The following is a 22541-nucleotide window of genomic DNA, read 5'->3' as shown; positions in this document are numbered from 1 at the left end:
ACATACTGTTGTCACCGCGATGGTCTATATTTGTAACCTTACTATCAATATTGCAAAATGAAAACAGAAAAGCCATTAGTAGACAAAGATTACGTATTAGATAAAATTGAAAGTTGGACATTTGTCGAAATACCGGAAATCCCAATGCCTAAGACTCCTTTTGGAATGCTAAAAGTAAAAGGAAAGATAGATAACTATGAATTTTCCAATGTACACCTGATGCCTATCGGAAACGGACATATAGGTCTGGCTGTAAAATCGGAAATAAGAAAAAAAATAAAAAAGCAAGCTCCTGATATCGTACATATAACACTGTATGAAGATAATACGCCATTAATAATACCCGAAGAATTATTGTTATGCATGGAAAATGAGGAAGGCCTCTTAGATAAATTTGAAAAATATAAGCATGGTCAAAAAAAAGCATTTATAGATTGGATTAATTCTGCAAAAACAGAACAAACCAAAGCCAACCGCATTGCCAAAACGATAACAATGATACAAAAGAATGAAAAGATTTAACAGTAGAAACCTGATCGATAGAATACGATCCACTCCTGACTCTTATGGAAATATCACCTGATGATAAATCCATAAAAGACTGGAGCGAACGTAAATGGGCGTTATGACAGGACTTTACTTCAAAAACATAGGCAAGTGAACAATAAAGACTATATCCAAAGTCTGTACATACTTTCTCTTGGATACGAATTACTCCGTCTTTATAGACTTCACCGGATTGTTGAGAGCCGCTCTTAACGATTGGAAACTAACCGTCAGCAAAGCAATCAGGGTTATCAGCAAGGCCACTCCTGCAAAAATATCCCAACCGAGTGTAATCCGGTAGGCATAATCCTTCAGGTAGTGGTTAGCGGCATATAAAGAGACAGGAATACCTATTACAAAAGAAATAAGTAAAAGTACCATATACGCTTTTCCCAACAAAAATAGTATATCTATTATTTTAGCCCCCAATACTTTGCGGACACCGATTTCCTTTGTTCGCTGTTCGGCAGAAAAGGCACTTAATCCCAGTAACCCCAAACAGGAGATAAAAATTGCCAGCATAGCAAATAAGGCAGACAACTTTTCTACCAGATGTTCATCCTCAAACAAATCATCGAAACGGTCGGTCATAAAGATCGGCTCAAACGCATGATACGGTGTAAAAGAACGCAATACCGTCTGTACCCGCCCTATCGCTTCATACGTATCGATATCCGGTTTCAGACGAACAAACAATATATACGTTCTTTGAGGATCATAGAAAAACAAAGCAGACGCCGGCTCAAGTGTATAAAAATCATCGAACACGAAATCTTTCATAATACCAACTATCTCCCATTTGTGATCAGGCGACTGACCGATTTGTCCTCCTACACGGCCTTCCCTTCCCATTCTTTTTGCCAGAGTCTCATTGATAAGGATTCCTGCCCCTCCCTTATTATTTTTCTTAGCCGGATCGATATCCGTTCCGTCAAGCAGTTTTATCCCGGCAGCATCTATCAAACCTTCCGACACAAAATTAAAAGAAATATAGGCATCATCTTCCGGATCTTTTCCATTCCAATACCAAGGATTGGTACGCATACTCGATTTCAGAATCGGACTGGCTGAAAACCCACAATTTTCTACTACACCGGTATTGATCAGCTCATTCCGCACAGCCGAAGACGCATTACACAATTCTTCAGTGGCCGGAAAACTTACCAGATTTTCTTTTTTTATTCCGATATCCCGTTTTTGTACCAGCTGTATCTGAAGATAAATAACGAAAGTACTACAAATCAGGATAAATGCCATCGTAAATTGAAAGATAACCAACCCCTGACGTATCCATGCGGCACTTCCCCCTTTACTCACTTTCTGCATTTTCAGCGTAGTCAACGGATTGAAAGAGGACAGATACAACGCCGGATAACTACCGGCCAGAAAAGTACAAAACAATCCGATCGCCACCAGTCCGGTCACAATCGTCGGATCGAGCAGACTAAAGGATAATTGAACGCCTATAAATTCATTAAACCAGGGAAGACTCAGCCAGATCAATCCGACCGACAGCAAAAGAGCTATCGATGTTATCAGTCCCGATTCTACCAGAAATTGCCGGATCAGGTGTTTTCGTTTGGTTCCGAAGGTTTTCCGCACACCGACTTCCAACGCCCGTTTTTGGGAACGTGCAGTCGATAGATTCATAAAATTGATACAGGCAATCAGGAGTATCAACACTCCGATCAGAAAGAAAAGGGAGACAGTCTTTATGTAGCCGCCACCAGTTTCTATCCCATCTTTAAACTGACCATACAAAAGCATTTTATTAAGAGGATAAAGGAATATCTGAATACTCTCACAAGCCGGCCCGGCTTTACGAAAAGCGAGTCCTTTCAGCTTCTCATTCAACTGCTCCAGATCCACTCCCGGTTCCAACTCGACATAAGTTTGCAGCCAGGAAGCCCCCCATTCGTTTACATTAAATACTTTTTTCATTTCCTCTACGAAGACACGAAAAGGTATCAGCCATTCAAATTGGAACGAAGTATTACCGGGCATATCCTCAAACACACCCGTTACTTGATATATAACTCCTTCATGAATCAACCCCTTTCCTATCGGATCTTCTTCGTTATATATCTTTCGAGCCATCGACCGGCTGAGGACAATGGAATATTGCGGTTCGAAAACAGAAGAGGCATCACCACTTATGAACTTCATACCGATCAGATTAAAGAGAGTGGAATCGGCATAAGCTCCCTTTTCTTCAAAAGAGTCTGTTGTATTTTCAGGGACAAAAACGACTGGCTGAGCACTATATCTGCTACAACTCTTCACTTCCGGAAATTCGTCTTCCAAAACTTTTGACAGCATAGAATTTGATTCGAAGCTTGTTATACATTCATTCGAGACAGGAAAATAATGAGATGCACTGACATATATATTTCGGGAATTAGGGATTGCCTTGTTGAAATTCACTTTACTTTCCACCCAGAGAAAGATAAGTGCAGCCGAAGTAATTCCGATTGCCAGCCCCAGGATATTCAGAAAACTATATATTTTATTCCGGAAAATAATCCGGAGAGATCTTCTTATATTCATTGTGTAAGTTTTTTAGTTTGCGGTATAAGCTAATTCTTTCAGGAAATTTTCCGAAACAGGTTTCCCATCCAGCATATGAATAATCCGGTGGCTGTAACGGGCATCGTGTTCACTGTGTGTTACCATAACGATCGTGGTTCCGGCATCATTGAGCATAGTCAGCAGATCCATTATTTCCAGGCCATTGCGACTATCCAGGTTTCCGGTTGGTTCATCTGCAAGGATCAGTTTCGGATCATTGACAATTGCCCGGGCAATCGCCACACGCTGCTGTTGTCCGCCCGAAAGCTGCGACGGGAAATAGTTACGGCGATGATTGAGAAGGACGCTTTTCAAGGCTTTCTCTACTTTCATTTTGCGGAGGGAGGCTTTCATTCCACAATTTTCCAACGGCAATTCGATATTCTCAAATACAGTTAACTCTTCTATCAGATTGAAATTCTGGAAAACAAAACCGATATTCTCCCTTCGCAAATCGCAACGTTTGTCTTCATTTAATCCGGTAACCTCAACCCCATTAAAAAGATAGGAACCCGAATCAGGATCGTCAAGCAATCCCAGTATATTCAGTAAAGTAGACTTTCCACATCCCGACGGTCCCATAATGGCAACAAACTCATGTTCCTTTACATGAAGCGACATATTATCCAAAGCAATTGTCTCCACCTCTTCCGTCCTGTAGACTTTCCTCAAATCATTTATTCTAATCATAGTCTTATGAATAATTTAGCATGTTACATATAAATCCGGAACAATTGATATGCCAAAACAGCAATCCCCAATATATTAACCCATTAACAAAACGACCGCCCTTGAATAGTGTCCATAAACGGACACCTTATGTCTGCCTACAGACAAAAAACAGGAACAGCTTGGGCATTCACTCCATTCTTGATATATTTGCAACCTACTAACAAGAGTAATTATGAACTTACACCAGGCAAATATACTGATTGTTGATGATGATAAAGACGTTCTGACCGCCGTACGTTTTTTGCTGAAGATGGAAGTGAAAACAATACTGACAGAAACAAACCCGGACAACATTCATAAGCTGGTCACAGAGAATGACATAGACATTATTTTGTTGGATATGAACTTCAGAAGCTCCATCAACACCGGTAACGAAGGTCTGTTCTGGCTGAAGGAAATAAAGAAACGGAAACCTTCCCTGTCAGTCATTATGATTACAGCCTATGCAGATATAGACCTAGCCATCAAAAGCCTAAAAGAAGGGGCGGCCGACTTTATCGTCAAACCCTGGCATAACGAGCATCTGCTGAATATCCTGTCGGAGACACTTCGGAAACAGGCAACTCCGGACAGTAAAGAGAAAACAAATAAAAGAAATACTGATATAGAGATTATCGGAAACTCGGAAAGCATGCAGCTTTTGTTCCATAAATTACAAAAGATAGCACCTACCGATGCTAATATATTGATCCTGGGAGAAAACGGAACAGGAAAAGATCTTGTTGCCCGCTACATCTATCAGTCATCCCTTCGCCGGAATCAGCCATTTGTAAAAGTAGACGTAGGTTCCCTGACGGAAACCCTTTTCGAGAGCGAACTTTTCGGACATAAAAAGGGAGCATTTACAGATGCGCGTGAAGATCGTACCGGTTTAATCGAGGCAGCAGATAAAGGGACACTTTTCCTGGATGAAATCGGAAATATAACTTTGCAACAGCAGGCCAAACTGTTGACCGTACTGCAAAACCGTGAAGTGACTCGCCTCGGAGCCAATACCCCGATGCCGGTAGATATCCGTCTGCTGTCAGCAACCAACCTGCCATTACGGGAGTTAGCCAACGAAGCAAAGTTTCGTAAAGACTTGATTTACCGAATCAATACAGTAGAGATAACCGTACCGCCTCTACGTGAACGAGGCGAAGATATTATCCTGCTGGCAGAACATTTCCTGAAAATGTATGAGAAAAAGTATTTCAAACAAAAGTTCCGTTTAGCCGACTCAGCCAAAAAGAAACTGATGCTGTATCATTACCCCGGCAACGTACGCGAGCTGCAATACACCATAGAAAGAGGCGTTATCATGGCCGACAGCGATGTACTGAAAGCGGAAGACATCACCTTCTCTCCCTTGGAGCAACAGGAAGAAAATGCCCAACCGATACCGACACATAATCTGGATGATCTGGAAAAGACAGCCATCGAACAGGTCATTCAAAAACATAACGGAAACATATCGCAAGCGGCAAAAGAACTGGGATTAACCCGGGGAGCCTTATACCGCCGGCTAGAAAAACACGGACTATGACGATCGCCCTATCCATCCTAATCGTTATACTTCTGCTATATATAATATATGTACGCAGGAAAACAAAACAGGATATCGACGAATTTACCGAGTCCATCATTAACAGAGATTTTTCAAGGAAATCCCCCCGGTTCCAATCTATCACGGATGCCTTCCTGAATCTGGCGGCCGAGAAAGAAGCGCAGCAGCATTACCTGAAAGAGATGCTGGAACTGGTTGATACAGGCATCCTCGCCTATGATGTGGAAACTCATGAATCACTATGGATGAATGACTCTTTTACGACCATGCTCAACATTCCTCATATCAAGAATATCAACTGGCTGAAAAAGCTAAACGAAAACCTTTTCAATGAACTGCTCGATATCCCGGTAAACAAAAGTACCCTGATAACGATCCATGCCCGGAAGCAAACCATCAAAACAATGACAAACGCTTCCGTCTTTCAAACTGGAGGAAAAACCTACAAACTGATTGCATTCCATAATGTAAGTGCAACGATGGAAGAAGTCGAATCGGGTGCCTGGAAAGGATTACTCAATGTAATGACTCATGAGATTATGAATTCTATCGTCCCTGTCTCATCCCTCTCGGATACGCTCAGAAGAAAAATACATACATTGAAAGAAAATGTATCCGAACCGTCTACTACGAATCTGGAAGATATGGAACTGGCGATGGACACAATTCACCGGCGAAGTGAAGGCCTACTGCGCTTTGCCGAAACCTATCGCAATCTAAGCCAAAAGATAGTACCTGATATGAAATCATATAATCTCTATGATTTGCTGAGTTCTGTTCATTCCCTGATGAATCCTTCCCTTCAACAAAAAGGGATCGCTTTCACGCTAAAAACAAACGCTCCGGAAGTCACCGCCTTTATGGACAGGGATTTGATAGAACAGGTTATCATCAACTTCATAACCAATGCCACCTATGCCACAAGTGAAAAAAAGAATCCGCAAATACATCTTTTCTCAGGGTATGACTCAGAAGGACATCCTTACATCACCGTTGCCGATAATGGCAGGGGCATCCCAGACTCAATCCGCGACAAGATTTTCATTCCATTTTTCAGTACCAAGAAAAACGGTAACGGCATCGGCCTGAGCATTTCCCGGGAAATCGTCAAACTGCATAACGGAAAGCTGCACGTGCAAAGCCAGGAGAAAGAAGGAAGTGCCTTCACTATCCTATTCAGTAAGAAATTACAAACTTTCCAGCAAGTCTGTCATTTTATAGACGGTAGTTGATGGATTATTATATATCTCCAACACCTTGGCTCTTGCCGTTGCTTCTGATGTCTTGTCAGACAGTAGCTGTTTCTCATTCAATGCCAAAGTTCCCTTTGTGTAGTGTTCAAGATGTCTTTTCAATTTTTTTATGCAAGTGTTTTGAGTTAGTTCGGCATGACACTCCTCAAAGTGCAGTAAATACCACAACTCAATACATGGATTCGACACCAGCAATACCGCATCCGGAATACTTTGCAGGTGTTCCAGCATTCCGTCCACATCTAGGTCAAACATTAGAAATGTTTTATCATTTTTGGTTGCAACATATTCCCGTTTACAATTCTCTATATACCGAACGGATATGTTCGAATCGCTCTTTCTAGGGATAATCTGAATAGGCGCACGGTATTGCGAACGAAGGTGACTGATATAGGCAACCTCAGACTCCCCCTCACAGAAAACAAAGAAGTTTGGTTTCATTGTTTTACCTTTAGATTTTCTTATTTGTCGTCCCATATCGATTTCTATTTTATAAAACTATCCGCCTGTTCGTCAATATACGGGATGGCATCAAAACGACCTTGCAGATATGCCTTTTCTGCATCTAGTCCGTCGCGAAAATCTTTGTAATCAAACAGCGAATACAAATCCGAGGACCCGTCATCCCGTTTGTTGACAAAATATATCTGATCCTTACGCAACTTATTGGTATTAAGCAGATATGTATTATGCGTAGTATATATCAACTGCGCCGATTCACTTTTATTGAACAAACCGATAATATACTCTACCAGTTTTATATGCAGCTGCGTCTCGATTTCATCTATCAACAAGATTTTATTATTCTTGACGATATCCAGAATCGTCAGCATCATATTGAATAAACGCTGTGTCCCATCAGACTCTTCAGTAAAAAAATTGAAGGGTATATCCGGATTATTCTTGTGGTAGGTAGTAATAACCAACTGCGATTTCTGAATATCCTCTACCGACAATATCTGGTTTTCAGCCGGATCAATCACCGCAGTAGACAGGACTTTATTCTCGTGCCGGCTGTCGATTTTGACAATGTCGCTGTCGGCAATTCGCAGCACATTAAGGAACTGCTCTTTGTTCTCATTCAACAAGCGCTCGACAGAGAACGAATTATATCCGAAATAATTCAGAATAAAACGCTCATTGAAATATCTAAAAACATCTTTTGCGACATCTCGGTCCATCTGGCTGGCACGCGATACGAAAAGCGTTTTCTTGGAGGTGTTAGCAGCAACATCCATAGGGCGGCGAATCACCGAGCGGAATTCATAGATATCCTTTTTGTCGGGTCCCTTTGTCTCATCACGAGAAAATACCAGTGAACGACGACCATTCGGATAATAATACAGTGCCTCTTTCAATATCTCAACTTTATTGAGTTCAAAAGAATATTCATATTCGATACCTTCAAGAAGGAAGCGAATTAAGAATGTGCTTGGCCTGCCAATGCCCCCGAATTTGAACGGAGTAAAGGCAAATATCGTATTCTCGTTGTAATTGTGAGATGAGAATATCATTCCCACACAAGCGCGAATAGCCTTGATAACACTGCTCTTTCCTGAGGCATTTGCACCATAAATGGCAACAGTTTTAAGCAACCGTTCATCACCGCATACAAATGTATTTTCTTCAAGTTCCTTTGCCTTTTTAGTCTGTATGCTTGCTGCCTGCATATCCAGTACTACCTCATCTTTAATTGAGAAGAAGTTGCTCAAACGAATTTCAAGTATCATTTTATCCTCCTAATTTGCAATTCTTTCGCAAATATAACAAATTAAACGACAAAATCATAATTCAAACAACTTTTTATGGATTAGAGACAGCCTGCATAGACGGAAATATAGACCTTTCTGCATTTTCCACCAATTTATTTTGCTTTTTGACCGTAAATTTTGAAAACAACCATCATAAAACCGGAACCATCCACTTCCCTTTCCGGCTTCTTTTCAGTTTTTCCATACTATCCTGACGTCTTTGCACAATAGAATGCAAGAATTTGCATTAGTCAATGCAAACCTTTGCACTACCGAATGCAATTGTATAAGCAGTTGGATGCAAAACAGATTACAGCTTATTCCATTCATAATGCCATTCGTAACGGTCGAACTCGATAGGCTCTTCCAGTCCACATCGTATCAAGATCTCAACGACTTTCTTCTGCATATGCGGATAGAGAGGCTTATCCCCACGCAACAGATAATAATAGTCGCGCTGACACACTATGCCGCACATAAAGGAACGTACCATGCGAACTTTCCCTGACTCCACCTTCGCCAATGCTCGTTTGAATCCGTAAGCCACACGTACCTTCTCCGCCTTGCGAAAGAAACGGCAAGACGAAACGCCCATGGAATCAACCAACAGCGGATTTATAACAGACACAACAACCATCTTCTCTGTCAGGTCGCGGGCAGCCAATCCTCTAAGGCATTCGCCAGCCGAAGCACAGTCTGCGTTCAGACAAAAACTGAAATCACCGGGTGCGTTTTCACAAAAGTTATATTTATCGTCGTACATATTGCTATATTTAAAATAGTTCTTACACATTTTTACTTCTCAAAGCCAATCCGCCACCTACACAAACGACCCCGCCCACAAGCAGAATACTCCACAGCCATTTCTCACAAACCGGAAACCGGACCTCCCGGGGTCGTTCCGGATGATAAAGGATCCGGATTTCATCACCCTTCCCCCACAAAGAAAGAATAGGTTCTTTCAAAACACTCAACTCACCATACCGATGGGTATCATATCTCAACAATATCTCACATTTGGTCAGTACTTTCCGGTGCCTGCGCACCCTTTTATAATCCACACGCTTAACTATACCGACCGTCGATTCATACGCCTTTTCAGCCTGCCGGATAGAGTATAATCCGTATCCTCCTCCCAACAGTAATGCCATGCCTATCAACAAAATAGCCATTACCAAATAATTGATTTCCTTTCCCATTTCACTACTGCATTCAAAACAAAATCTCCAAAATACAAAAAGCGGAACATCTTTTCAGACATTCCGCTTTTCCTATTCTTTATTGAACAAAAACGATTATGCTTCTGCTACAACCTCTTTAATAGAAACGAAAGAACGGTTTTCTTTTCCTTTGTGGAAAGTTACAACACCATCTTTCAATGCATACAACGTATGATCTTTACCGATACCAACGTTTACGCCCGGATGATGAACTGTACCTCTCTGGCGAACCAAAATGTTACCAGCTTTAGCAACTTCACCACCAAAAAGCTTAACACCTAATCTTTTACTTTGTGATTCACGGCCGTTCTTAGAACTACCCACACCTTTCTTATGTGCCATTTCTTCTTTTCTCCTTTAAACGTTAAGCAACAATTTCTTTAATACTCACTTCAGTGAACTGCTGACGGTGACCGTTCAGTTTACGATAACCTTTTCTTCTCTTCTTGTGGAAGATCAGCACTTTATCACCTTTTACCAGCGGAGACAGTACTTCACATACTACCTTTGCGCCTTCTACTGTAGGAACACCTACTTTAACTTCTCCGTTGTTGTCAACCAACAACACTTTGTCAAACTCAACAACAGCACCGCTTTCTGCGTTCTGAATGTGATGAACGAACAACTTCTTACCTTCTTCAGCTTTGAACTGTTGTCCGTTAATTTCTACGATTACGTACATCTGTCTTTTTATATTTAAACAGGTTATGTCCCGGGGGTGGATACATATTCCATATCACTTGTTTACCCTCTGCGGAATTTCAGACTGCAAAAGTACTGTTTCCGAATATATTATGCAAGAAATAGTACTTTTTTTTGCAAAAGAAAAGAAATCTCTGGCATCTTAAATTCAAAAAACAGTAATTTACAAATAATTATACTTGTATCTATCAAGCATTTCATTCACAGCCTCGAACATTTCATTTCTAAAAAACTTTGGAGATAATACCTCTACTTCAGCACCTCTGGAAAGCAGTTCCTGCTTGAAGTCGAAAGTTGGTTCCATCAGATATTCAAAAATAACATATTCTTCTGTTGCCTCTATCTCTTTTTGAGAAGGATGCAAAGGAAGAGCACGGATATAATAATAATGTAACCCATAAACTTTAATACGGATACGCTCGACTTTCCCTTCTCCTACTATAATACCGAAATTATTAATGAAATAGCCTGCCGGATCAAACTCTTTAGGATAAATAAAGTGCGACTCTAAAACTGTCAATGAGTGGATTCTGTCCAAGGAAAATATACGGATAGCATTACGTTCTTTACAAAAACCTATAATATACCATCTTTGCCTGAACACCTTTACACAATAGGGTTGTACGGTATAGATTTTCGGCTCATCGTACCAATAGCTTTGATGATATAATTTTATTTCCAGTCCTTCGTGCATAGCTTCGATAACAGGAGTCAAATATTGCCTGCCTGAAGGAATCTCTTCAAACAAGATCCGATCTTTCAAAGAATGACTTTCGTTAATAAGATTATTCACAGTGAAAGTATTCAATAACCAGTTGCGAAAGCCATCCTTTTCCAAATCGTCCACATTTTGAATATAGTAATAATAACCACCTTTGCGATTACATTCAATATTTATATTAAAAATCTGCTCTATGGCTGTACGCCAATTATGAAAACTCCTAAGTGGAATATCCACACCTCCACTTAATTTTGAGCGAAGCCATCTTTCATTTATTTCTTCAAATGTAATCTTTTCGGTGCGGTAAATCGTATCTACCAACCAGATATATCGATCAAACAGATCTTTTGTCATGGTATTATTTCTATTATGCTTTTACAACAGATGAAGCAATTGATCTACTAATTCTATTATCCGATCTTTCTCTTCATTCTTTAATTCGTAACGAAATCCGTTCCATAATAATCCGCTCTTGTTTGCCACTTCCGAATACATGGAAAAACTTTTATTAGCAACCCGGTTAAATAAATTTAATGCATATTTGTTATCCCCCGTATGCCATACGTCAATAGCAGTTCCACCAGCTTTCTCCATAAAAGCACAACTCGAGTCACTACTCCAAAAGTCAATTTTCCAATCTGTGTTAGAAACAAATCGCTGCTTCAACTCCAAATACAACCGATAAGATTTCAGATTAGCAAATTTCGTAGCTTTCTTTCTTTGTATCAATATCCAGCCCAAACTATTTCCCCGCCATTGAATATTCTTTTGTTCACAATACTTCAACAGTTCCGGTATTTTTACAAACTCGGCATAATCTTTTTCATCAGGATACTTCTCGATCATTTCTTGTTGCTTCACATAGATATCATCCTCCTTAATCAATTCCTTGAAAAAGGCACCCATCACGGCTACATTCTCATTTATTAAAGTTTGCCAATCAGAATATTCCCAACAGAATGAAGTATTAGTATATCCATTAAATATTTTAGGATATTCCTTCAGACCTCTGGTTAAAAGAGCCCGACGAGTTATATCCAACTCAGGATATTCCAATGTGTCATGAAATAGTCCTGTAAACACTCGATTATATTGATCAAATAAATTGACATCAATGCTTTCATTTGAAATACTCCATTTCAAAAGAGGAAGTATCTCTCCCTTCCAAATCGGATGTTCTTCCGAATGCCAGAATCTTTCTTCCAACTCATTTCTTTCATTTCCTATCTTATTTCGATATAGAGTTAATTTCAATATATTCTCTTCACTCAATATCAGTTTGGAAACATTTTCCACACTCAATAACGAAGCAATATCCGCATCAGGCAATTCTCTGATTATTCTTACCGACTCGGCAACCAACCCCTCTATGTTTTTTGAAATACGATCGTTCTTGGCCAAATTACGAAAAAACATTTTTACCCGGAGAATATTTCTTTCATTTTCCTTTCCAAAACGCTTGACATATTCCATGACAGGAAGTAAACGGAACAGAGCTATCTGCGAGTTCCGATAGTTACTACTTTCATCCGGAGAGAGCCAATCCTGATTATTCTTGAATACTCCTTTCTCCTTATCAAATAAAAACTTAACTATATCAAAAAACGAATCAATCTTGTCAAATGCTATGTCTGTATCAAACTTTACACTTTTGCCGGCTTGGATAGATTTAAAACGCTCACTTTTGAGATCCGCTTCCAACAGCATCACCCATCTAAAAAATTCATTCAACCCGTTATCCGAGGTATCATTCTTTTTATTGCCGCCCCCTTTTCTGTTATGCCAGAAATAAGTTTCCCAATTTTCCCATTTATTGCTACACTCGGCTTGTTGCTCTTCAGGTTGCTTTGTGATCAACAAAGGTTTCAAATTTTCCGTTGCAGACAAAGGTTCACCTGTCGTATTGATAATGACAAATGTCTCTTCTCCGTTCGCTCTGCTCCCCATATCATAATATATAAAAGATAAACCTGTAGATACAAATTCACCAAAAGTCTTACACTCAACAGCTTCATCTTGTATCAACTTCTCTATCTGCGACATTGCCGCCAACATGCTAACAATGCTGGGATCATAATCATACTCTTTAAAATACCAGGACTGTTTTTTTATATCATCAACCCTCAAACCATTATCGTTTATAAAAAAGTACCAGACCAAATCACTCAAAAAATAGAGAGAACTTTCCCGAATAGCATACTGCAAATAAGGTTCCCTACCGTCATTTATTTCTAATTCCGACATGAGCCTTCCCCTAAACGCATTATTCGCTTTTCTATTTAACATACCAAGCAACAAAAACAATGTAGTAATTCGTTGTTGCCCGTCACATAACTGAATATGCCCCTTAGGTACTTCATAGCCATATAAAATCCCTAAGTTCATAGTTTCACTATTCATCTTATTAATAAGACTTTTAACAAAAGCCTCTGCCAAATAATAACCTTCTTTGTTTTGGGTTGTACCCCAGCAATAATCACGCTGTAAATCAGGTATTACTATTTTATTATCTTTAGCCAATAAATCTGACAATGTATACGATTTTCCAATTTCCAATTTATTGTATTCCATAGTAATTTCTTATTTCTTTTATGATACATTCTTTGTTTTCTTTGATTTGATCTTTACCCCATTCACTTTTTGCAAAAACGGAAAGGCTATGTAATAAATGTCGGCTTTTAAATGCTTCCTCTCTTTTCAAATCAAAATATATCTTTTTCTTATCTTGAAAATCCTTATTACTAAAAGCCGAGTTTTCATTTTTATATAATAATACCAGGTTTCCTATACAATGCTGTGAACAGTTTTCAAAATCAGCCTTGTCAATCATACCAGGTTCTATTACTTCTATTACATTCCCATCCTTATCGCTATAACAATAACCATCTTTTTTATGATATACTTTAGACTGAGGGTGAATATGCTCCAACGATTTCTTCTGCACAATACTAAAATCAAAACATCTGTTCAATTGTGTATCTGCATCTATGTTAAGACGTAGTAACTGCCGAAAAGCATAATCATAAGCTTCATTATACAAATTATCACTTTCCAATGCTTTTACTACTTCTTCTTTCTTCAATTGAAGAATTTCATCTGTATCGTTCTTTTCAATTTCGGTATGCGATGCACTCAGAAAAACATATTTATAGTAATCATCTATTTTGTCTATTTTTTCTTCTGAGAAATAAGACCTAATAAACTTACTCCTATCATTTTCGGAAAGCAAATACAATATTGCTCCTACTTTATTATGTAATTCATAATTATTATAGACATCTTCAAATCTTTTTTGCAAATGACGAAGTTTATAAAAAGTATCCTTTGCATTCTTCCTGTCACCTTTCAAGCACAAGTCTCTGAAATTTTCAAAGCTATACACATTCTTTAATGAATCATTTTTCTTTAATGAATCATAATAAGTTCGTATAAGCAATCCCATTACATTTTTCGTATGATAAAAACAGGAAACCTCTTCACGATTCCACCAATATTGCCATTTATCCCATTCTCGTGCATACTTGCTACGCAATAAATTTTGTTCCCAACGAACCGCATCTACATCATCATTATTAAGCGAATTGTCTTCTAAAGAAACCAGTCGAAGTATTTCTGCTTTAATAATTTCCTCGGTATGCATTTCTGCTTTACTTCCATTCATCATTGAAAATACAATCGTAGCTTTCTCTTTAGGAATAGAAATAAACAGGAATTTAATATGCTCCAACAAATATTCACGCAAGTGCATAATCTGTTCTTCGTTGAAATCTTCCAGCATTTCATGTATAGAGCGAATCGTTTTTTTAAAGTAGTATATATCTTGAAACCCTTCTGTTTCATCCTCATGACAAAACTCCACAATTTCATTTCTGCTCATTGACTTTAAACGATCTAAAAAATGTTGTGATTCAATACGAATCGGATATTTCAGATCAAAGAGCTTATCGTATTTCAAATAACAAAGTAACAAGTAAAAAAAGGTCGTTCTTTGTTGTCCGTCAATAAGTTCAATATTATCATCAGACTCACAAATAGTCATTCCTTGTAGGAATAAATCTTTTTTATCGTTAAAATGCCCGTTTATACTCTCCAAAAGAAACTGCACTGAATCCTTTTCCGAACCACGCGACTTTCCCCAAATATAACCTCTCTGATAATAAGGAATCACTATATCTTTATGGTCAGCAAGATACTCCCCTAAAGAACTGATTAACTTTTCTTTCATAACTAATAATCTGCTTTTTATTTCATATTCACACATACTATTCTCATAACGCAGGAGCATGCTTTCCTCTATTCGAACCGTTCGGATGCCTCGGGCAACTACATGTAGTCAACGTGGCAAGAGAAGAATATTGTAACCCGCAATATTTACAGGTGTATTTACTCTTTTCACTCCCCTCATACAGTTTGTGTTTTCCTCTATTCAGACCATTCGGATGCCTTGGACAAGAGCATGTTGTCAAACTAGAGAGATTTGAATACTTTGCGCCACAATACTCACAATAATAATTAGCCATAATGTAAAGATTTAATGTTATGCCTACTCTATGCGGTTTTCAGCATCCCCAGTTATAAAAAAGGAAGGACACAGTACTGTCTTTCCCCTTATCTGTTCGGTTCGGCTCTGGTAAGCCTGAGATCCAAATAAGTAAAAGCAGTCTGTGCCCTTGTGAGGGTACAAACATGCTTAGACTAATTATTTCAGATCTCATGTTTAATTTACCAGATTTAACCGAATCAAATAATTGTCAGCAAGTTATGCAATATGTCATTAAATATCTATTCCTGTTTCTTTATTTTCTTTGTTTACCTACAAAAGTAACCAAAAATTTTGAATACAGTATACAATCATTCGACTTATCACAGACTGCTATATTAATGCAAAGAAACAATTAAGATATGCCAAATCATTTCATAAGATAGGATAATTTACCATCCTATAATAATGCGACTTTGATAAAAGCCGCACTTCATACATTTTTATCTATCTTTACAATTGAAACAAACTCTATAGACAAAATAATTCAGGTTTATGAAATACAAAATAACAACACTGGTTGAAAATTGCTCCTACAAGCGCAGTTTGCGAGGAGAACACGGATTGTCACTATATATTGAGACACCAAAACACAAGATACTTTTTGACACCGGAGCATCCGATCTATTCATTCACAACGCCCATGCATTGAATATAGACCTCAAACAGGTAAACTACTTGATACTTTCACATGGACATAACGATCATACCGGAGGATTACGTGATTTTATGGAACTGAATCAAACGGCTAGAATTGTCTGTAAAAAAGAAATATTCGACCCCAAATTCAAAGATAACAGAGAGAACGGAATTAAAGATACCAATCTGCTTGACCAATCACGTTTCTTATACATTAATAGTATAATTGAACTTGTCCCGGGTATCTTTATTTTCCCACAAATAAAAATTATAGACTCACTAGATATACATTTTGACCACTTCTATACACAAAGAGAAAAGAAAAAAATTCCCGATTGTTTTGACGATGAACTAGCCATCACCCTAACAACGAACAGTTCATTTTCAATTATCAGTGCCTGTTCACATCGGGGAATCACCAATATCTATCATACTGTACAGCATAGTTTTCTGAAATTATCACCTGATTTAGTTTTGGGTGGTTTTCATATCCATAATGCAGAAACGGAGAAATTCAATGTGATTACCTCTTACCTAAAAAAGGTTCAACCCAAAAGGATTGGTATCTGCCACTGTACTGGAGTCGACAAATATGCACTCTTTTACCAACAATTCGGCAACCGTGTATTCTATAATTATACAGGTAAAGTTATTGAAATTGAAGAATAACTACAACTCAAAACTTTTTCAATTCCTGATACAACCGTTGCACTGGCAACCCCATTACATTATAGAATGAGCCGTTGATAGCTTCTACCCCGACATAACCGATCCATTCCTGTATCCCGTAACTGCCGGCTTTATCGTACGGACGGTATTTATCTACATAATAGATAATGTCATCCTTTTCAAGTTTGGAAAAGGCGACTGCCGAAGAGACGGAAAAAAAAACCGTTTTCTGTTTAGTCGTCAGGCAAACGCCGGTGATGACTTCATGTACATGGTCCGACAGGTGGCAAAGCATCTCGATTGCTTCCTCACGGTCGGCCGGTTTGCCCAGGATACGATCCGGTTGCCCATAAGTGACAACGATTGTGTCAGCCGTAATGAGCAATTCGTTATCAGTCATTTTTTCCAGATACGCTTCTGCCTTTTTACGGGCGATATAAGCAGGTATCTCGTCTGCCGTCAAGTCATCAGGATATGATTCGTCAATGCCGGGAATTACTTCGACCTCGAATTTGAGGTCAAGTCCGGCCAATAATTCTTTTCGCCGGGGTGAGTTAGATCCCAGCACGATTCGGTAATGTTGTAGGTTAGTCAGCATAATTATTTTTCATTGTTATTACCATCCGAACGCTTCTGCGCTCATCCAATGGCCTTGTGCTTTCATTGTTTGTTCTATCACATCGCGGGCAACACCCTCACCCCCTTTGCATAAGGAGATATATTTCGCTATTTGCTTGATTTCCGGGGCTGCATCCGCCGGAGCAACCGGCAAGCCTACCCGCTTCATCACATCATAGTCGGGGATATCGTCTCCGGCATACATGACTTCTTCAGGCGTCAATCCCGTCTTTTGCAGGAAATCATTGAAATCGTGTATCTTTACGGCACTCCGCATATATATATGTTCAATACCCAAGCGGGAAAAACGGATTTGCACTGCCTCCGTATAGCCACCGGTAATAATCCCGACCTGGTAACCTTTCTTTACAGCCAGTTGCAGGGCATAACCGTCTTTGATGTTGACTGTACGCATCGGATCGCCGTTGGGATGAAGTGATACCACATCGCACGACAGCACGCCGTCTACGTCAAACACAAATGCTTTTATCTTTGTCAGGTCATAATTGATACTACTCATTTTGGGCCTCCTTATGTATACTTTGACTAAGAAGCCGGTAGATCGCTTGCATATCCGGATCGTCCAGCATAGCCAGGTGTTTATTGATCACATTTTCATCATACCGGATTGCCGGCCCGGTCTGAGCCGCAGCAGGCGACATGGAATGTATTTTCGATACTGTCTCATCGATAAGCGGCAAAAGGACATCTGCCGGAATGGATTCGTTTTCCAGTAACTTATAAGATAATGTATAAATATGATTGGTAAAATTACAGGCAAAGACAGCCGCCAGATGCAAACTCCGGCGTTTTTCCGAAGACATAAAACGAACATTCTCAGAAAGAGCGCTGGCTATATTCTTCAGATAATCCGCATTCTTATCCGTGTTTGCTTCCAGAAAAATAGGAATCACATCAAAATTCACATTCCTTCCCTTACTGAATGTCTGCAAAGGATAAAGAACTCCGAAACGTTGGGCATATCCTTCAAATACGCTCATCGGCATACTTCCTGCCGTATGGACCCACATACCGTTATTCGGTTTGACCTTCGATATTACATCCGACAAGACAGTATCCTTCAGTGAAAAGACATACAGATCGCCATCTTCCTGCAAAGCGGATAAATCATTCGTCCACGGACACCCTAGTCGTGTTGCCAACTGACGGGCACTCGCCTCTGTATGGCTGTACACCTGACCAATCTGCATACCAACCCGTTGCATAGCGAGCGACAAACGTGTCGCCAGATTTCCGGCTCCGATAAAAACTATTTTCATGCTTCCTTGTTTTCTTCCGGCATTTTATAAGTGCCCAGGTGAATCTTTTCCCATTGCAAATGCGCTTCATCAAACGGTTTGCGTTCCTGGTCCTTATAACCGAAACCGATAATTGAGAGCACCTCCAGCTGATAAGGAATATCCAGCAGGCTACGGACATACACATTGGCATCCGCATCATCTTCCGTCTGCCGGTTACGTATCTGGCACCAACAGCTGCCCAGACCCAGATCTTCCGCCTGGAGTTGCATATAGATAGAAGCGATCGAGGCGTCTTCCACCCAGACATCGCTATCCATTACATTCGCCATTACCACAACAGCCAGTGCACAACCTTCAAGAAACGAAGCTCCGGCCGGCTTACAACCAGCCAGTTTTTTCAACATTTCCTTATCTTCCACCACAACGAATTGCCAGGGATTTTTACGCTTGGAAGCGGGTGCCATCAAAGCTGCCTTTAAAATCATTTCGACTTGTTCAGGTGAAAGCAACTGGTCGGTAAACTTACGCGTGCTTCTTCTATTCTTTATCAGTGTTGCAAAACTCTCCATTTTTATCTTATTTTGTAGCTGTTAATTAATCATCTTCATTCTGTAAGGAAGATATTTCTGAACAGGACAAAGATAAATATTTTTTACACGCTGAATATACGCTTCCTTCATTTTTCGCGTTAGTAAAGCTATAACATTATTAATTATGAAGATTCGTGCGATAGCTGCACTGCTATTTATATTAGTTTCAATCAGCGCTTTTGGACAAAAGCATGTTAAAATCACGGGATATGTTCGGGATGCCGACGGTAGTCCGCTTGAACTTGTGCTTGTTCAGATAAAGAATACGCTGAACGGGGCAATGACCAATGAAAAGGGTTACTATTCGATCACCACGTCGCCGGGCGATTCCGTTGCGGTTATTTTCTCTTGCCTGGGATATAATAAGGCAGAACGTATTCTACCCAGTTTGCAACAGGACATGCAGCTGAATGTACAGATGAACTACACGAGTATCGACCTGGGGGAAGTTGTTGCTGTAGGTACCCGTTACCAAACCAGTACTCTTCAAACCATGAATGCAGACCGTGTCAAGCTCCTCCCCGATCCTGCCGGAGGAAGCATCGAAAGTCTCGTGGTCACTTTTGCCGGAGTTTCATCCAGCAACGAATTAAGTTCCCAGTATTCAGTTCGCGGCGGTAGTTACGATGAGAACATAGTATATGTAAACGGCCTGGAAGTATTCCGCCCGTTACTGATCCGTTCCGGCCAGCAGGAAGGTCTGAGTTTTATCAATCCCGACCTCACCGAAGCTGTCAACTTCGCAGCCGGAGGATTTGAAGCACGGTACGGAGATAAAATGAGCTCTGTTCTTGACATCACCTATAAAAAACCCAAGTTATTTGAAGGATCGGCCTCCGCCAGTTTACTGGGAGCAAACGCCTATGTGGGAAGTTCCATCGGCAAGTTCACACAAATAACCGGTGTTCGTTATAAGACAGGACGTTCGCTACTAAAAACAATGGATACGGACGCCGAATACCAGCCGGATTTCGTCGATCTGCAATCATACATGACTTATCAGTTAGCTCCGAAATGGGAAGTAAACTTTCTGGGGAACCTGGCGTCCAACACGTTCAAATTCACCCCGCATAAACGGGAGACAAACTTCGGTACGGTAGAAAACGCCCAACGATTTGAAGTGTATTTCCCCAACAGCCGCGAGCGGGATAAGTTCCAGACAATCTTCGGCGCACTGACCTTGAAACACAATCCGAACGAGAAAACAGAACTGGGCCTTCAGGCATCCGCTTTCTCCAGCAAGGAAATAGAAACCTACGACATCACCGGCGAATACTGGCTGGGTGATGCTACAACAGAAAACGACAATAACCAGAATGCCCTTGAAATAGCCCGCTACCATGAGCATGCCCGCAACCGTTTAAGTTCAACCATCATGAATGTAGGACATTACGGCAGCAGCAAGATCAAAAACAACACGCTGAAATGGGGAGCCACCGTACAGATGGAAAAGATAAACGACCGCATCAGCGAATGGGAAAAACGCGACTCGGCAGGTTACTCACTTCCTCAAACAGGGAACGGGGTAAACGTGATCTCCAATCTTTATTCGGACAATGATTTGTCGACTACCCGGATATCGGGATATTTGCAGGACGTTTTCAAGTTCCGTACCAAGCAAGGTATGTTCACACTCATCGGCGGTATCCGCGGAAGCTACTGGAGCTATAACAAAGAATTCATTTTCAGCCCACGCGTTTCTTTAGGTTTTATCCCTAATTTCGATCAGAATCTGACCTTTCGTGCAGCGACAGGTATCTACTACCAGTCATCGTTCTATAAAGAATTACGAACCACCGTGCAGGATGCCGCAGGCAATGATATTATCGAACTGAACAAGGATATCAAATCGCAACGTTCCATCCATTTCATTCTCGGTGGCGATTATACGTTCCGGGCAGCCGACCGTAACTTTAAAGTCAGTGCCGACCTCTATTACAAGAAACTGGACGACCTGATTCCTTACACCGTCGACAACGTAAAGATCCGGTACTACGGAGAGAACTGTGCCAAAGGCCATGCAATGGGTATCGATGTTAAATTCTTCGGTGAATTTGTACCCGGAACCGATTCATGGATCAGTTTCTCGCTTATGAAAGCAGAGCAAACAATCCGTGACATGGTAACCGTTCCCATGCCCAACAGCCAGGGATATAACGTATCGTTATTCTTTCAGGATTATTTTCCCGGATACAAACGTGTAAAACTGAATCTGAAAGGCGTCCTCTCCGGCGGACTTCCTTTTATTGCACCACGCACGAAATACGAAGATGTGAAGAGTACTTTCCGCACGCCGGCCTACAAACGTGTCGATCTCGGCTTCTCTTACCAGCTGGCCGGAGGAACCGATGCGATCATGGACCGCGGAGTCTTTCGTCACCTGAAAAATATCTGGATCGGAGTGGACGTATTTAACCTGTTCGATATAAAAAATGTCAGTTCCTATTACTGGATCACCAACATCGACAACCAGCAATATGCTGTACCGAATTACCTGACAGGCCGACAACTCAATGCACGACTGATTGTCGATTTCTAAAAATATGCCAATAAGATAATTTGCCAATATGCCGATAAAAAACAGGATTTGCCAATGAGAAGTCAAGGCTTTCATTGGCAATTTTGCATATTGGCAAATTGGCAAATTATTATTAATGAAATATTTCTTGATTCTTCAAAAAGAATGTACCTTTGCCATCAAAACAAAAAGCATTTATCAATTATTAAATTCTTATTGACATGGAAATTACACATATTGAACATCTGGGAATTGCAGTAAAAAGCATCGAAGCTTGTCTGCCGTATTATGAAGAAATTTTAGGCATGAAATGCTACAACATCGAAGAAGTTGCTGACCAAAAAGTAAAGACTGCGTTCTTTAAAGTAGGCCAAACAAAAATCGAATTACTTGAACCGACCAGCGAAGACAGCACTATCGCCAAATTCATCGAAAAGAAAGGCGAAGGTATTCACCATATCGCATTTGCTGTACCTGATGTACAGGCTGCATTGGACGAAGCTGAATCAAAAGGTGTCAAACTGATCGACAAAGCTCCCCGCGGTGGTGCAGAAGGTCTGAACATTGCATTCCTTCACCCGAAATCAACTTGCAGCGTATTGACTGAACTTTGCATGCCGGGTAAAAAATAATTAATCAGTTCATTTCTAACAACAAATCAGAAAT

General features: G+C 40.2%; 21 protein-coding genes. 6 read left to right on the top strand and 15 right to left on the bottom strand.

The features are described 5' to 3' along the window. The first annotated feature begins 57 nt into the window (after positions 1-57). Positions 58-522 carry a YdeI/OmpD-associated family protein gene (locus HMPREF1535_RS13695; RefSeq protein WP_007657813.1) on the top strand — a complete coding sequence of 155 codons (465 nt, stop codon included), beginning with the start codon at positions 58-60 and terminating at the stop codon, positions 520-522. 189 nt (positions 523-711) lie between these two features. Here HMPREF1535_RS13695 and HMPREF1535_RS13690 read toward each other — a convergent pair whose 3' ends face one another. Both HMPREF1535_RS13690 and HMPREF1535_RS13685 read right to left on the bottom strand, forming a co-directional pair. After that, positions 712-3093 carry an ABC transporter permease gene (locus HMPREF1535_RS13690; protein WP_046146596.1) on the bottom strand — a complete coding sequence of 794 codons (2382 nt, stop codon included), beginning with the start codon at positions 3091-3093 and terminating at the stop codon, positions 712-714. Positions 3094-3105: 12 nt separating this feature from the next. Beyond that, on the bottom strand, positions 3106-3804 hold the full coding sequence (locus HMPREF1535_RS13685) for an ABC transporter ATP-binding protein (protein ID WP_010800097.1): 699 nt from the start codon (positions 3802-3804) through the stop codon (positions 3106-3108). 214 nt (positions 3805-4018) lie between these two features. Here HMPREF1535_RS13685 and HMPREF1535_RS13680 point away from each other — a divergent pair, with 214 nt between their 5' ends. Together HMPREF1535_RS13680 and HMPREF1535_RS13675 are read left to right on the top strand one after the other, a co-directional pair. Continuing rightward, positions 4019-5371 (top strand): sigma-54-dependent transcriptional regulator, encoded by a 1353-nt coding sequence (locus tag HMPREF1535_RS13680; RefSeq protein ID WP_046146595.1) that lies wholly within the window; start codon positions 4019-4021, stop codon positions 5369-5371. Beyond that, positions 5368-6624, top strand: a complete 1257-nt coding sequence (locus HMPREF1535_RS13675; RefSeq protein ID WP_046146594.1) for a sensor histidine kinase — start codon at positions 5368-5370, stop codon at positions 6622-6624. Before HMPREF1535_RS13680 ends, HMPREF1535_RS13675 begins: the two co-directional genes overlap by 4 nt. Here the strand turns inward: HMPREF1535_RS13675 and HMPREF1535_RS13670 are convergent. The 9 genes from HMPREF1535_RS13670 to HMPREF1535_RS13630 form a co-directional block, all read right to left on the bottom strand. Next, positions 6580-7122, bottom strand: a complete 543-nt coding sequence (locus HMPREF1535_RS13670; RefSeq protein ID WP_046146593.1) for an RloB family protein — start codon at positions 7120-7122, stop codon at positions 6580-6582. The genes HMPREF1535_RS13675 and HMPREF1535_RS13670 overlap by 45 nt on opposite strands. Positions 7123-7130: 8 nt before the next feature. Then, on the bottom strand, positions 7131-8375 hold the full coding sequence (locus HMPREF1535_RS13665; protein ID WP_046146592.1) for an AAA family ATPase: 1245 nt from the start codon (positions 8373-8375) through the stop codon (positions 7131-7133). Between the two features lie 331 nt (positions 8376-8706). Then, positions 8707-9159, bottom strand: a complete 453-nt coding sequence (locus HMPREF1535_RS13660) for a DUF6078 family protein (RefSeq protein WP_007657808.1) — start codon at positions 9157-9159, stop codon at positions 8707-8709. Between the two features lie 22 nt (positions 9160-9181). Then, on the bottom strand, positions 9182-9595 hold the full coding sequence (locus HMPREF1535_RS13655; RefSeq protein ID WP_235438440.1) for a DUF3592 domain-containing protein: 414 nt from the start codon (positions 9593-9595) through the stop codon (positions 9182-9184). Positions 9596-9691: 96 nt separating this feature from the next. Continuing rightward, positions 9692-9958: a 50S ribosomal protein L27 gene (rpmA, locus tag HMPREF1535_RS13650; RefSeq protein ID WP_007657806.1), complete on the bottom strand. Its 267-nt coding sequence runs from the start codon at positions 9956-9958 to the stop codon at positions 9692-9694. Positions 9959-9980: 22 nt separating this feature from the next. After that, positions 9981-10298 (bottom strand): 50S ribosomal protein L21, encoded by a 318-nt coding sequence (rplU, locus tag HMPREF1535_RS13645; protein WP_007657805.1) that lies wholly within the window; start codon positions 10296-10298, stop codon positions 9981-9983. A 183-nt stretch (positions 10299-10481) separates the two neighbouring features. After that, positions 10482-11393 carry a helix-turn-helix transcriptional regulator gene (locus HMPREF1535_RS13640; RefSeq protein ID WP_046146591.1) on the bottom strand — a complete coding sequence of 304 codons (912 nt, stop codon included), beginning with the start codon at positions 11391-11393 and terminating at the stop codon, positions 10482-10484. Between the two features lie 21 nt (positions 11394-11414). Next, positions 11415-13610, bottom strand: a complete 2196-nt coding sequence (locus tag HMPREF1535_RS13635) for a DUF262 domain-containing protein (RefSeq protein WP_052716715.1) — start codon at positions 13608-13610, stop codon at positions 11415-11417. Next, on the bottom strand, positions 13597-15264 hold the full coding sequence (locus HMPREF1535_RS13630; protein ID WP_046147544.1) for a DUF262 domain-containing protein: 1668 nt from the start codon (positions 15262-15264) through the stop codon (positions 13597-13599). Before HMPREF1535_RS13630 ends, HMPREF1535_RS13635 begins: the two co-directional genes overlap by 14 nt. An 810-nt stretch (positions 15265-16074) precedes the next feature. Between HMPREF1535_RS13630 and HMPREF1535_RS13625 the strand changes: the two genes are divergently transcribed. Continuing rightward, entirely contained in the window at positions 16075-16887 is an 813-nt protein-coding gene (locus HMPREF1535_RS13625; RefSeq protein ID WP_046146590.1) for an MBL fold metallo-hydrolase, read from the top strand. 7 nt (positions 16888-16894) lie between these two features. On the opposite strand, the gene HMPREF1535_RS13620 is transcribed toward HMPREF1535_RS13625, so the two are convergent. Genes HMPREF1535_RS13620 through HMPREF1535_RS13605 form a run of 4 tightly spaced genes read right to left on the bottom strand, consistent with a single transcriptional unit; the run spans position 16895 to position 19336 of the window. Beyond that, positions 16895-17485: a Maf-like protein gene (locus tag HMPREF1535_RS13620; RefSeq protein ID WP_046146589.1), complete on the bottom strand. Its 591-nt coding sequence runs from the start codon at positions 17483-17485 to the stop codon at positions 16895-16897. An 18-nt stretch (positions 17486-17503) separates the two neighbouring features. Then, a complete protein-coding gene (locus HMPREF1535_RS13615) occupies positions 17504-18025 on the bottom strand; it encodes a KdsC family phosphatase (RefSeq protein ID WP_007657803.1) in 522 nt (173 codons plus the stop codon). Then, positions 18018-18785, bottom strand: coding sequence for a Rossmann-like and DUF2520 domain-containing protein (locus HMPREF1535_RS13610; protein WP_046146588.1), 768 nt, complete (start codon positions 18783-18785; stop codon positions 18018-18020). Before HMPREF1535_RS13610 ends, HMPREF1535_RS13615 begins: the two co-directional genes overlap by 8 nt. Continuing rightward, positions 18782-19336 carry a nitroreductase family protein gene (locus HMPREF1535_RS13605; RefSeq protein WP_007657793.1) on the bottom strand — a complete coding sequence of 185 codons (555 nt, stop codon included), beginning with the start codon at positions 19334-19336 and terminating at the stop codon, positions 18782-18784. The genes HMPREF1535_RS13610 and HMPREF1535_RS13605 overlap by 4 nt, the downstream gene beginning before the upstream one ends. A 145-nt stretch (positions 19337-19481) precedes the next feature. Here HMPREF1535_RS13605 and HMPREF1535_RS13600 point away from each other — a divergent pair, with 145 nt between their 5' ends. Further along, complete coding sequence (locus HMPREF1535_RS13600; protein ID WP_046146587.1) at positions 19482-21896, top strand: TonB-dependent receptor; 2415 nt, start codon at positions 19482-19484, stop codon at positions 21894-21896. A gap of 200 nt (positions 21897-22096) precedes the next feature. Further along, positions 22097-22507, top strand: a complete 411-nt coding sequence (gene mce, locus HMPREF1535_RS13595) for a methylmalonyl-CoA epimerase (protein WP_007657779.1) — start codon at positions 22097-22099, stop codon at positions 22505-22507. Positions 22508-22541: the final 34 nt, after the last annotated feature.

Origin of the sequence: Parabacteroides goldsteinii DSM 19448 = WAL 12034 (assembly GCF_000969835.1) — a bacterium.
Classification (GTDB): Bacteria; Bacteroidota; Bacteroidia; order Bacteroidales; family Tannerellaceae; genus Parabacteroides; species Parabacteroides goldsteinii.
This window is presented reverse-complemented; position numbering and strand designations above follow the sequence as displayed.

Coding starts and splice junctions, on each gene's coding strand:
- HMPREF1535_RS13695 (WP_007657813.1), top strand. CDS start 58: ATGAAAACAGAAAAGCCATTAGTAGACAAAGATTACGTATTAGATAAA.
- HMPREF1535_RS13690 (WP_046146596.1), bottom strand. CDS start 3,093: ATGAATATAAGAAGATCTCTCCGGATTATTTTCCGGAATAAAATATAT.
- HMPREF1535_RS13685 (WP_010800097.1), bottom strand. CDS start 3,804: ATGATTAGAATAAATGATTTGAGGAAAGTCTACAGGACGGAAGAGGTG.
- HMPREF1535_RS13680 (WP_046146595.1), top strand. CDS start 4,019: ATGAACTTACACCAGGCAAATATACTGATTGTTGATGATGATAAAGAC.
- HMPREF1535_RS13675 (WP_046146594.1), top strand. CDS start 5,368: ATGACGATCGCCCTATCCATCCTAATCGTTATACTTCTGCTATATATA.
- HMPREF1535_RS13670 (WP_046146593.1), bottom strand. CDS start 7,122: ATGGGACGACAAATAAGAAAATCTAAAGGTAAAACAATGAAACCAAAC.
- HMPREF1535_RS13665 (WP_046146592.1), bottom strand. CDS start 8,375: ATGATACTTGAAATTCGTTTGAGCAACTTCTTCTCAATTAAAGATGAG.
- HMPREF1535_RS13660 (WP_007657808.1), bottom strand. CDS start 9,159: ATGTACGACGATAAATATAACTTTTGTGAAAACGCACCCGGTGATTTC.
- HMPREF1535_RS13655 (WP_235438440.1), bottom strand. CDS start 9,595: ATGGGAAAGGAAATCAATTATTTGGTAATGGCTATTTTGTTGATAGGC.
- rpmA (WP_007657806.1), bottom strand. CDS start 9,958: ATGGCACATAAGAAAGGTGTGGGTAGTTCTAAGAACGGCCGTGAATCA.
- rplU (WP_007657805.1), bottom strand. CDS start 10,298: ATGTACGTAATCGTAGAAATTAACGGACAACAGTTCAAAGCTGAAGAA.
- HMPREF1535_RS13640 (WP_046146591.1), bottom strand. CDS start 11,393: ATGACAAAAGATCTGTTTGATCGATATATCTGGTTGGTAGATACGATT.
- HMPREF1535_RS13635 (WP_052716715.1), bottom strand. CDS start 13,610: ATGGAATACAATAAATTGGAAATTGGAAAATCGTATACATTGTCAGAT.
- HMPREF1535_RS13630 (WP_046147544.1), bottom strand. CDS start 15,264: ATGAAAGAAAAGTTAATCAGTTCTTTAGGGGAGTATCTTGCTGACCAT.
- HMPREF1535_RS13625 (WP_046146590.1), top strand. CDS start 16,075: ATGAAATACAAAATAACAACACTGGTTGAAAATTGCTCCTACAAGCGC.
- HMPREF1535_RS13620 (WP_046146589.1), bottom strand. CDS start 17,485: ATGCTGACTAACCTACAACATTACCGAATCGTGCTGGGATCTAACTCA.
- HMPREF1535_RS13615 (WP_007657803.1), bottom strand. CDS start 18,025: ATGAGTAGTATCAATTATGACCTGACAAAGATAAAAGCATTTGTGTTT.
- HMPREF1535_RS13610 (WP_046146588.1), bottom strand. CDS start 18,785: ATGAAAATAGTTTTTATCGGAGCCGGAAATCTGGCGACACGTTTGTCG.
- HMPREF1535_RS13605 (WP_007657793.1), bottom strand. CDS start 19,336: ATGGAGAGTTTTGCAACACTGATAAAGAATAGAAGAAGCACGCGTAAG.
- HMPREF1535_RS13600 (WP_046146587.1), top strand. CDS start 19,482: ATGAAGATTCGTGCGATAGCTGCACTGCTATTTATATTAGTTTCAATC.
- mce (WP_007657779.1), top strand. CDS start 22,097: ATGGAAATTACACATATTGAACATCTGGGAATTGCAGTAAAAAGCATC.